4 protein-coding genes are annotated in these 6,000 nt (G+C 71.0%); 2 read left to right on the plus strand and 2 right to left on the minus strand.

The window, feature by feature from the left end; translation table 11 throughout:
• Positions 1-138 precede the first annotated feature (138 nt).
• Both EV562_RS20260 and EV562_RS20265 read left to right on the plus strand, forming a co-directional pair.
• Entirely contained in the window at positions 139-2,115 is a 1,977-nt protein-coding gene (locus tag EV562_RS20260; RefSeq protein ID WP_133888203.1) for an acetoacetate--CoA ligase, read from the plus strand.
• A gap of 121 nt (positions 2,116-2,236) precedes the next feature.
• Complete coding sequence (locus EV562_RS20265; RefSeq protein ID WP_133888204.1) at positions 2,237-3,139, plus strand: hypothetical protein; 903 nt, start codon at positions 2,237-2,239, stop codon at positions 3,137-3,139.
• Positions 3,140-3,212: 73 nt separating this feature from the next.
• Here EV562_RS20265 and ptsP read toward each other — a convergent pair whose 3' ends face one another.
• Together ptsP and EV562_RS20275 are read right to left on the minus strand one after the other, a co-directional pair.
• Positions 3,213-4,883: a phosphoenolpyruvate--protein phosphotransferase gene (gene ptsP / locus EV562_RS20270; RefSeq protein WP_133888205.1), complete on the minus strand. Its 1,671-nt coding sequence runs from the start codon at positions 4,881-4,883 to the stop codon at positions 3,213-3,215.
• A gap of 97 nt (positions 4,884-4,980) precedes the next feature.
• Positions 4,981-5,430 carry a PTS glucose transporter subunit IIA gene (locus tag EV562_RS20275; RefSeq protein WP_133888206.1) on the minus strand — a complete coding sequence of 150 codons (450 nt, stop codon included), beginning with the start codon at positions 5,428-5,430 and terminating at the stop codon, positions 4,981-4,983.
• Between the last annotated feature and the right edge of the window lie 570 nt (positions 5,431-6,000).

Raw genomic sequence — 6,000 nt, forward strand, 5'->3', positions numbered from 1 at the left:
TCATGTCACCGGGCCATGTGGGGCGCGCCCTGGTGCGGAAGTCGATCACATGGCATCGTCCCTGTCAGCCGCGTCACGCGCACACCCCAGCCCGTGCGCGGAGGACGCACACGACGCGCACAGTCCGGGAGCCGCCCCATGCCGACCGAGAACCCGCAGCCGCTCTGGCAGCCGGATGCACCACGCATCGCCCAGGCCCGCATCACCAGGTTCCAGACCTGGGCGGCGCAGCACCACGGGGCCCCCGCCGACGGCGGATACGCCGCGCTCCACCGCTGGTCCGTCGACGAGCTGGACACCTTTTGGAAAGCCGTCACGGAATGGTTCGACGTCCGCTTCTCGACCCCCTACGCGCGCGTGCTGGGCGACCGGACGATGCCCGGGGCCCAGTGGTTCCCCGGCGCCACGCTGAACTACGCCGAACACGCCCTGCGCGCCGCCGCCACCCACGCGGACGAACCCGCCCTGCTGTACGTCGACGAGACCCACGAACCCGTCGCCGTCAGCTGGACCGAGCTGCGCCGCCAGGTCGGCTCGCTCGCCGCCGAACTGCGCGCCCTCGGCGTACGCCCCGGCGACCGCGTCAGCGGCTACCTGCCCAACATCCCCCAGGCCGTCGTCGCCCTCCTCGCCACCGCGGCCGTGGGCGGCGTCTGGACCTCCTGCGCGCCCGACTTCGGCGCCCGCAGTGTCCTGGACCGCTTCCAGCAGGTCGAACCCGTCGTCCTGTTCACCGTCGACGGCTACCGCTACGGGGGCAAGGAACACGACCGCCGCGACACCGTCGCGGAGCTGCGCCGGGAACTGCCCACCCTGCGCGCGGTGATCCACATCCCGCTCCTCGGCACCGAGGCCCCGGACGGCGCCCTGGAATGGCAGGCTCTGACCTCGGCCGACACGGAGCCCGTGTTCGAGCAGGTGCCCTTCGACCACCCCCTGTGGGTGCTCTACTCCTCCGGCACCACCGGTCTGCCCAAGGCCATCGTCCAGTCCCAGGGCGGCATCCTCGTCGAGCACCTCAAGCAGCTCGGCCTGCACTGCGACCTCGGCCCCGGAGACCGCTTCTTCTGGTACACCTCGACCGGCTGGATGATGTGGAACTTCCTCGTCTCCGGCCTGCTCACCGGCACCACGATCGTCCTCTACGACGGAAGCCCGGGCTTCCCCGCCACGGACGCCCAGTGGCGCATCGCGGAACGCACCGGCGCCACCCTCTTCGGCACCTCCGCCGCCTACGTCATGGCCTGCCGCAAGGCCGACGTCCACCCGGCACGCGACCTGGACCTCTCGGCGATCCAGTGCGTCGCCACCACCGGCTCCCCGCTCCCGCCCGACGGCTTCCGCTGGCTCCACGACGAGTTCGCCGCGAGCGGCGCCGACCTGTGGATCGCCTCGGTCAGCGGCGGCACCGACGTGTGCTCCTGCTTCGCGGGCGCCGTCCCCACGCTCCCGGTCTACATCGGCGAACTCCAGGCCCCCGGCCTCGGCACCGACCTCCAGTCCTGGGACCCCGACGGCGCCCCCCTCACCGACGAGGTCGGCGAACTGGTCGTCACCAAGCCCATGCCGTCCATGCCGATCCGCTTCTGGAACGATCCCGACGGCAGCCGCTACCGCGACAGCTACTTCGTCACCTACCCCGGCGTCTGGCGGCACGGCGACTGGATCACCCTCACCTCCCGCGGCTCCGTCGTCATCCACGGCCGCTCCGACTCCACCCTCAACCGGCAGGGCGTCCGCATGGGCTCCGCCGACATCTACGAAGCCGTCGAGCGGCTCCCCGAGATCAGGGAATCCCTCGTCATCGGCATCGAACAGCCCGACGGCGGCTACTGGATGCCCCTCTTCGTGCACCTGGCACCCGGAGCCACCCTCGACGACGCCCTGCTGGACCGCATCAGGCAGACCATCCGCGCCCAGCTCTCCCCGCGCCACGTGCCCGACGAAGTCATCGAGGTGCCCGGCATCCCGCACACCCTCACCGGCAAGCGCATCGAGGTCCCGGTCAAGCGTCTCCTCCAGGGCACCCCGCTCGACAAGGCCGTCAACCCCGGCTCCATCGACAACCTCGACCTGCTCCACTTCTACGAGGACCTCGCCCGCAAACGCGCCTGACCAGGACACCGACGAGCCGGCCGCCCCCACCGGCGGCCGGCTCCCCGCGCCCGCCCGACGCCGTTGTCAGTGCCGCCGATTACTGTGAGTGAGCATTGATCGACCGTGCACAGGGGGAAACATGGCGCACACCGACCGGACCCATCACACCCAGCGACGCGTCCTGCGCCGCGAGATCGCGGGCACCATCGGCCTGCTCACCGACGAACACGACTTCCGCGCCATGCGGCGCTACCGCAGCTTCACCTTCCACGACCACGCCGCCTACCTCCGGCAGGTGGAAGCCCTGCTCAGGACACGCGCGGCCCAGGGCACCCACACCACGCTCGCGCTCTTCGACCCCGAGGAGTACGCCGCGTTCTGCACGGCGGCGGGCCTCGACGCCGACGCCCCCGTCAGCCGCGCCCGGTTCACCGCCGAGCTCGCCGCCCACGGCCCCACCGTGCCGTACGAGGGCCAGTCCCTGGCCGACCTGCTGCCGGCGCTCGTCGACGAAGCCGTCCGCCAGGCCACCTGGGAGTACACGTCGAGCCTGCTCGCCCGCCTCGGCAGCTGCTCCACCTGCGGCGAGGACCTGGGCCGGGCCGCCTTCAGCCGGGCCACCCGCCTCCTGCGCCGTGTCCTGGAAACGGCACCCCCGGGCAGTCGACACCTGGTCTGCAGCGTCTCGGGCCACCCCGAGGACACGCTGGTCTCCGCCCTCCTCGTCGATCAGGAGATCGACGGCGCCCCGAACATCGACGAGGCCGAGGCCCTGGAGTTCACCAGCGTCCTCGCGCTCGGCCTGGCGACCCACAGCCCCGGCGGCCTCGTCATGCGCGTCAGCCCACCGAGCGGCCCCGACCGCATCCACGGCTGGCGCCTGCGGGGATACGGGCTCGAACCACTCACCGCAGCCGAGGTCTTCGACGCCTACTGCACCGACATCGAGTCCGGTGACCTCATCTCCCCGGAATCCAACGTCGACTACTGCGCACCGCCCGACCTGGGAGAAGACCGCCTGCCACCGGGCCACCACCACTGAACGCGGGGCGGGGCGCCCCACCCGGAGGTGGGGCGCCCCGCCCCGCAGTAAAAACGGCAGCCGCCGCCGGTCGCTACTCGCCCGACAGCACCGCCTGCGCGGCGTTCCGTGCCTCCTCGGCACTGTCCGCCGCCCGGGCCGCGGCCGCGGCCCGCTCGCACTGCGCCAACGTGAACTTCGCCAGCGTCGCCCGCACGTAGGGCAGCGACGCCGCACCCATGGACAGGGAGGTGACACCGAGACCGGTCAGCACGCACGCGAGCAGCGGATCGGACGCGGCCTCGCCGCAGACGCCGCAGCTCTTGCCCTCGGCCTTCGCCGCCTCGGCCGACAGCGCGACCAGGTCGAGCAGCGCCGGCTGCCACGGGTCCTGCAGCCGGGAGACCGCACCCACCTGACGGTCGGCGGCGAAGGTGTACTGCGCGAGGTCGTTCGTCCCCAGCGACAGGAACTCGACCTCCTGCAGGACCGAGCGGGCCCGCAGCGCGGCCGACGGAATCTCCACCATCGCGCCGAACTTCGCGCGCAGCCCGGCCTCGCGGCAGGCGTCCGCGAACGCCTTGGCGTCGGCCCGGTCCGCCACCATCGGCGCCATGACCTCGAGGTAGACCGGCAGCCCCTCCGCAGCCTTGGCCAGCGCCGTGAGCTGCGTACGCAGCACGTCCGGGTGGTCGAGCAGCGTCCGCAGGCCCCGCACGCCCAGTGCCGGGTTCGGCTCGTCGCCCGGCGTGAGGAAGTCGAGCGGCTTGTCGGCACCGGCGTCCAGCACCCGCACCACGACCCGGCCCTCCGGGAACGCCTCCAGCACCTGGCGGTAGGCGGTGACCTGCTTCTCCTCGGACGGAGCGTTCTCGCTGTCGTCGAGGAAGAGGAACTCGGTCCGGAACAGACCGACCCCCTCCGCGCCGGCCTCGACCGCCGCGGGCACATCGGCGGGACCACCGATGTTCGCCAGCAACGGCACCTTGTGACCGTCCGAGGTCGCACCCGGCCCCGTCGCCGCGGCCAGCGCGGCCTTCCGCTCGGCCGCCTCGGCCGTCAGCCGTGCCTTCTTCTCCTCACCGGGATTCACGAAGATCTCACCGGTGCTGCCGTCGACGGCGACGACGGTCCCCTCGGGAAGCTCGCCGGCTCCGGGCAGTGCCACCACGGCGGGCACACCGAGCGCCCGCGCGAGGATCGCGCTGTGACTGGTCGGCCCACCCTCCTCGGTGACGAACCCCAGCACGAGCGTCGGGTCGAGCAGTGCGGTGTCGGCCGGCGCGAGATCCCGCGCGATCAGCACGTACGGCTCGTCGCTGTCCGGAACCCCGGGCATGGGCACCCCGAGCAGACGGGCGACGATACGATTCCGTACGTCGTCGAGGTCCGCCACCCGGCCGGCCAGGTACTCACCGGCCCCGGCCAGCAGGGCCCGGTACGCGGCGAAGGCGTCGTACACGGCACGCTCGGCCGTGCTCCCCACGGTGATCCGCCGCTCGACGTCGGCCATCAGCTCCGGGTCCTGGGCCATCATGGCCTGCGCCTCGAGCACGGCCTGGGCCTCGCCCCCCGCCAGATTGCCGCGCGCCATCAGATCGGCCGCCACAGCTTCCACGGCCTTGCGGGCGCGCCCCTGCTCTCGCTCCGCCTCCTCGGCCGGGATCTGCTTCGCCGGCGGCTCCAGGACCGCCGTCCCCATGTGCCGAACCTCGCCGATCGCCACACCGTGGCTCACGCCGACGCCTCGCAGCGTTGTCTCCATCTCACCCGTCCCATCAGTGCGGCGGGTCCCGCCGCCGCGGTGGTTGTCCTGCCGGCCGTCGATGCCGTCCCTCCGCCCGGGAAGGGACGCACGGACGTCACTTCCAGAGGAAGAGACTCTCGCCGGCCTTCACGTCGCCGTCCTCGCGGAGATCGGTGAGCGCCTCGGCCGTGGCCTCCAGGGCCACGATCGGGCAGACCGGCGACTTGCCCGCGGCCTCGACCGCGGACGGGTCCCAGCGCACCACGCCCTGACCGCGCGTGACGGTGTCGCCCTTGTTCACCAGCAGCTCGAAACCCTCGCCGTTGAGCTGCACGGTGTCGATGCCGAGGTGGGTCAGCACGCCGTGCCCGCTCTCGTCGACGACGACGAAGGCGTGCGGGTGCAGAGAAACAATGACGCCGTCGACGGGGGCGACCGCCTCGGAGGGCTCCCGCACGGGGTCGATGGCGGTGCCCGGGCCGACCATGGCCCCGGAGAAGACGGGATCGGGCACAGCGGCCAGGCCGATGGCGCGTCCTGCGAGCGGGGACGAGACGGTGGTCATGGGAAGCCTCCCAGGGCGGAGATCTGTACGAGCCGTCACTGCTTGTCCCGGACGGCACACTGAGCAGCAGGGTATGTCATAGGAAGTACCGGTTCCGCATGAGTCTTCCGATTAGAGGTCTAGACCACACTCGCCACGGATTTGCACCCGTTCCGTGGCTCCGTGTACTGTCGTTACTCCTGCCTGAGGTTGAGCGATGCGTTCAAGGCGTCCTCGCCCCGGCAGCACCCAACCGAGTCAGATCCTATCGCTGGATCGCCTTCTGCATGCCCGCAGGACGGTGGTCAGAAGCACCGGGAAAGCCTGATAGTGTTGGGAACACCGAAGGGAAGCGCCCGGAGGAAAGCCCGAGAGGGTGAGTACAAAGGAAGCGTCCGTTCCTTGAGAACTCAACAGCGTGCCAAAAGTCAACGCCAGATATGTTGATACCCCGACCTGATCGGTTCCGATCGGGTTGAGGTTCCTTTGAAGAAAAACACAGCGAGGACGCTGTGAACGGTCGGATCATTCCTCCGACTGTTCCGCTCTCGTGGTGTCGACCGGATTACCGGTACACATTCACGGAGAGTT

Source organism: Streptomyces sp. BK208 (assembly GCF_004364245.1).
In the GTDB taxonomy this organism is placed as follows: Bacteria; Actinomycetota; Actinomycetes; order Streptomycetales; family Streptomycetaceae; genus Streptomyces.